Source organism: Flavobacterium sp., assembly GCF_044371705.1.
In the GTDB taxonomy this organism is placed as follows: Bacteria; Bacteroidota; Bacteroidia; order Flavobacteriales; family Flavobacteriaceae; genus Flavobacterium.
Genome location: NZ_JBILTE010000194.1, coordinates 1 through 4,746 on the forward strand (window position 1 = coordinate 1; position 4,746 = coordinate 4,746).

The 4,746-nt window shown below is 36.6% G+C and carries 4 protein-coding genes; all 4 read right to left on the reverse strand.

Annotation, left to right across the window (positions count from 1 at the left end):
- Positions 1-273 (reverse strand): hypothetical protein (locus ACIQ2S_RS11405; protein WP_396176080.1); only part of this gene is annotated, 273 nt, incomplete at its 3' end.
- Positions 274-275: 2 nt separating this feature from the next.
- Positions 276-2,660 (reverse strand): penicillin acylase family protein, encoded by a 2,385-nt coding sequence (locus tag ACIQ2S_RS11410; protein ID WP_396176083.1) that lies wholly within the window; start codon positions 2,658-2,660, stop codon positions 276-278.
- Positions 2,661-2,767: 107 nt separating this feature from the next.
- Complete coding sequence (locus ACIQ2S_RS11415; protein WP_396176085.1) at positions 2,768-3,856, reverse strand: agmatinase family protein; 1,089 nt, start codon at positions 3,854-3,856, stop codon at positions 2,768-2,770.
- 39 nt (positions 3,857-3,895) lie between these two features.
- The coding region (gene kynU / locus ACIQ2S_RS11420) for a kynureninase (protein ID WP_396176087.1) at positions 3,896-4,746 on the reverse strand (851 nt) is incomplete at its 5' end.

The following is a 4,746-nucleotide window of genomic DNA, read 5'->3' on the forward strand; positions in this document are numbered from 1 at the left end:
TACAATATAAAAACCACTAAAAATTAACAATAGACAAACAATCGAAAAAAAAATCAAATTCAATATCACCCAAAATTTTGAATCATTATTATGTTCATAATCTAAATTTACTCTAATAATTTGTGACTCTAATGCTTGATCAATAAATTTAATTGTTGGACATGAATCATTAAAATCAGGAGCTTTTTTGGTTAAACCACAAGTAGTTCCCGTCGTAAAATCATACTTTTTATGACTACAAAATTGGCAATGAAATGCTTTATCAATTTCCATAATTATATCGGTTTAAACACCAACTTCCTTTCACTCGCTTCAATGTCTTTCTTATTCATTTTCATTTTTCGGAATTTGCCTTGATTGTATAAATCTGCTTGGTCTTTGTAATGTTCACTCAGTGGATTTCCCGATTGTCCCGTTGGAAGAATACTTACACTGTTTTCAATGTCTGAAAAATCGATGATTCTTCTGGTGGAAGGTCCGGCTTTAACTTGATGACTTCCGGCTTCGGTGAATGTAAACATTAAATTATTGATGACTTCATTGGAACCATTGATTTCAAAAGGACCCACATTGAAATAACTTCGTAATGCAGCGACTTCTCCGAGTGGATGTTTATGTTCCACAGTATGCACTTTATTCCATGTCCAACCCGAAACTTGAGTACCCAATTTTTGTTCTAAATGTGAAATCGTTTGTTTAAAAGAACGCATCAAAATTTCACTTCGTGTTTCTTTTTTGTCTGACGTAGTTTTGTCATCCCACCAAGGCGAAGTTTCATTGGCTATTTGAAACGCAATCATTTGTTTCATAACATGTGTGTTCAACAAAATCGCAAAACGGTCTTTCCCTAATTCGTCTTCAAAGGTGTTTTGCAGATAATGATACATCAATTGATTGTAAATGGTGGGAGCTATAGCTGCTAATCCATTACTTCCATCCCATTTTTGAAGTTGTGAACTAGCTGCTTTTTCAGTATCAGATAAATCGTTTTGATTGATTCCAGTTAAAATACTTTGTACGATTGCGGGTGCAACCGCCGATTGATCGTCGTTAATCATGTTCATAAAATCTTCTTTCGTCCAATCATTTTTGGGTTCTAGCAATTGAACGATACGTTTGGCTCGGTCTTGCGGAAGATAATAGCCCGGATACAAATAATCATTGATGGGTTCCACTTGATTATTTGAGGAATAGACATAGTTCCAATCCGGATTGATAGCATACGGATTTTCTGAAAAATCATAGTATTCTTTTTGCTCATCAATACCATTTGCACCATTTAAAATAAAATTAGCGTTGACATTTTCGGGCATTTTATACAATTTACCGGAAGTAATCCAAGCGATGTTTCCTTTGGCATCGCCGTACATGATATTTAATCCCGGAGCGGCAATTAATTCGATACTTTGATGAAAATGTTCTAAATCTTTTGCATGCGAAAGTGAATAAACGGCATCTAAAATTTGATTTTTATGCTGCAGGTACGTCCACCACATCGAAATGGGTTTGTCTGACTTCAATCCGTCGACTAATCCATTCATTAAAGGTCCGTGATGTGTTTTTTTGATTTTCAAAACCACATCGGAACTGTCTTTTACTTTGATGGTTTTTTCAGAAATTTGATAGTTTTTAAATCCTTCAGGAGTTTGGTATTGGTTTTCATTTTCGGGATTATTCGTTTCCAAAAACAAATCCATATCATCGTTTTCAAACATTGTTAAACCATACGCATATTGGCGATTGTGACCCAAAAGCGGAAAAGGTGTTCCTGCCAAATAATAGCCATACATTTCATAATCGGGCGTAACAATATGAGCTTCATACCAAGTGGCCGGTTGCGAAAAACCAATATGTGGATCATTGGCAAACAATACTTTTCCATTTTTGGTTTTTTGTGGACCAACGACCCAACTGTTACTTCCAATAAAAGGCGGAATCGGTGATTTTTCCAACAACGAAGCCACCGATTTAGAAATTTCGGAATAGGCTTCTGATTTTCCTTTGAAGCTTTTCAATTTTGTATGAGCCAAAGATCCGTCAATGCCAAAATCTTTTAGATAGTCCATTCCGAATTCGTCTCGAATGTCGGTTAAAAGCGGATCTGTTTTTTGAGCCATCGCAAAACTAAAAGCCATATATCCAAAAATATTATAGACATCTTTGATGGTGAATTTTTCCTTGGTAACTCCAACTAATTGAAACTCGATTGGTGTGGGACCTTCTTCTAAAAACTGATTAATTCCTTCGAGATAAGCCAACGTTAATTGATAACTTTCACTATTTTTATCTAATTGAGCGATGGCTTTTTCGGAATCTTCATCAATGCCTAAACCAGAGAAAAATTTGTCGTTTTTGAGCATTACCGAACCAAAGAGTTCGGACAATCTTCCCGGAGCAATTCGTCTCATGAGTTCCATTTGCCACAAGCGGTCTTGCGCATGCACATAACCTAACGTAGTCATCGCATCTTTTTGCGAAGCCGCATAAATATGCGGAATTCCGTACTCATCAAAATAAACAGTTGTTTCTTTTTGGATGGAATTTAAAGCTATTTCGCCGTCGTATTTTGGGGTTAAAAAATAAAGATAACTCCCAACACCAATGGCTAAAATGGCAAAAAGTATAAAAATAACAACAACGATTTTTTTGAGTCTTTTCATGACAAATGAATTTGATTTAAAGATATAAAAAAACCATTGAGAAATTAAGATTCATTAAGCTTTGCTGCTCAATTTCTTCACTTCTCAATGGTTTGAAATTTAAAAAACTATTTACGTGGAAAGTTAATTTTCTCTCCAACATTCATTTTATTATTTTTAGCTAAAACACCACACATGTGAAATAACATTCGGGCACCCACATTGCCATCCCAATCGTCATTTTCTCCGGGTGCGACTTCTACTAAATCAAAACCAATGATTTCTTTGTCCCTTTCGGCTAAACGACTTAATAAATAGGCCGCTTGCTCAAATGAAAATCCCCCCGGAACCGGAGTCCCTGTATTTGGACAATACCAAGGATACATCCCATCAATATCAAAACTGATGCAAACCTTTTGTGGTAAAGTGGCGATAATTTCATCACACTGTTGTTGCCATGTTTTCCCTTCAAAGGTTTCTCTTTTTAAATCGGAATCCGTGTGAACTACTACTCTATTTCTTTGTTGTTTTACAACATCTACTTCTTGTTGACAGAAATCGCGGATTCCCACTTGAACTATTTTACAAATATGTGGAATTTGCAAGGCATTATACATAATAGATGCATGTGAATAGGTAAACCCTTCGTAAGCAATACGTAAATCCATGTGAGCATCTAAATGCAGTATTCCGAAATTTTCGTGTTTTTCTGCTAAGGCTTGGTAATACCCTAAAGGGGTGCTATGATCTCCGCCTAACAAAACCACTTTCTTTCCGTGATTTAACCAATATAACGTTTTTTCACGAACGGCTTCCACCATGTCGGAACATGCGTAATTGATTTTATCTAAATCCTTTCGCAACGATGGATGATGGTCTAAAACAGTTCCACTTTCTAAAGCTTCAATAATTGGAGCCGCTTGTTTTTTATATTTTTTGGAATTCTTTTTTACATCTTTTGGTGATTCGTCTAAAAAGATGCCTAATTTCCATAAATCAGGAAACTCTTGATGGTTTAAATCGACTTGAAAGGAAGCTTCTAAAATAGCTTCCGGACCTTTGGATGCACCGGAACCGTAACTAACAGTAACTTCCCAAGGCACAGGTATTACAATTATTTCACTGTCTTCAATAGAAAAAGGTAAGCCAAAAATGGTTGCGTCTGCCAAACCGGGTTGGCTTGGGTCGAAGGTTTTGAGTATTTCTTGTTTAGTCATTTTTATTTAAAGGTACTAAGGTTCTGAGGTACTAAGGTGCTAAGGTTTTGATATACCCTTCTTCAAAATTTGTCCGAATTCATACATGTCTTCAAAAGAGCAGTAGAAAGGAGCCGGTGCTAAACGAATAACGTTCGGTTCACGCCAATCGGTAATCACTCCGTTTTTCATTAAATACTCGAATAAACTTCTTCCTTGACCGTGGAGATATACCGATAATTGGCAAGCACGTTCTTCTTGTTTTTGAGGCGTAATAATTTCAAATTCGGTTCCATCAATTTCTTTGTCAATTTCGTGAAGGATGAATTCTAAATAGGACGTTAGAAGATTTCTTTTTATTATTAATTTACTCATTCCCACTTCGGCAAACATCTCTACTGAAGCTAAATAAGGGGCTAGCGAAAGAATTGGCAGGTTACTGATTTGCCAACCGTCGGCACCGTGAACGGGATCGAAATCGGGTTCCATTTTAAAGCGACGCTCTTTATTGTGTCCCCACCAACCGGCAAATCGAGGTAAATCGTTGTCGTGATGATGTTTTTCGTGCACAAAACAACCCGATGCATTTCCGGGTCCTGAATTCATGTATTTGTAGCTGCACCAGCAGGCGAAATCCACATTCCAGTCGTGTAATTGTAATTCTACGTTTCCGGCAGCATGAGCTAAATCCCAACCAACGTAGGCTCCTGCTTTTTGTGCAGCAGCAGTAATTGTTTTCATGTCAAACACCTGACCGGTATAATAATTAACACCGCCAATTAAAACCAAAGCTAACTCATCACCTATTTCTTCAATCTTAGCTAAAATATCTTCCAAGCGAATGTTATGTTCCCCTTCTCTTCTTTTAATTTCTACAATGATTTCCTTAGGATTTATTCCCAAATTTTGTG

What these genes read in the sequence shown, in the direction of transcription:
- ACIQ2S_RS11410 (WP_396176083.1), bottom strand. Translation starts at nt 2,660, where the DNA reads ATGAAAAGACTCAAAAAAATCGTTGTTGTTATTTTTATACTTTTTGCC.
- ACIQ2S_RS11415 (WP_396176085.1), bottom strand. Translation starts at nt 3,856, where the DNA reads ATGACTAAACAAGAAATACTCAAAACCTTCGACCCAAGCCAACCCGGT.